Genomic DNA, 237 nt, shown 5'->3' with positions numbered 1-237 from the left:
TATGATAAAACGGATTCGGCTATATATCTGACTTGCTCCTTTTGAAGAGGGGGTTTAAACGGCAGAGAAAGAACTCTCTTCCAAAGCGGGTCTTCTCCGCCTTCCCCCGCGTATGTTTCATAAATCGGAATACGTCCGAGGGGAAGATAGTTCCAGCATGTTTGGATGCCTCTTTCAGCTAAATAAACGGAATACCCGTACCGCTCTTCATCCCGGGGAAATACAATTGTTAAATAA

1 protein-coding gene is annotated in these 237 nt (G+C 44.7%); it reads right to left on the bottom strand.

The genetic code is table 11. From position 1 onward, the window contains the following. A partial coding sequence (locus tag SB764_RS44430; RefSeq protein WP_410867367.1) for a DegT/DnrJ/EryC1/StrS family aminotransferase occupies positions 1-237 on the bottom strand: 237 nt, incomplete at both ends.

It is taken from the genome of Paraburkholderia sp. SIMBA_027, assembly GCF_046535315.1.
In the GTDB taxonomy this organism is placed as follows: Bacteria; Pseudomonadota; Gammaproteobacteria; order Burkholderiales; family Burkholderiaceae; genus Paraburkholderia; species Paraburkholderia tropica.
Note: the sequence above shows the minus strand (reverse complement) of the source record. Positions and strands in the feature narration are given on the sequence as shown.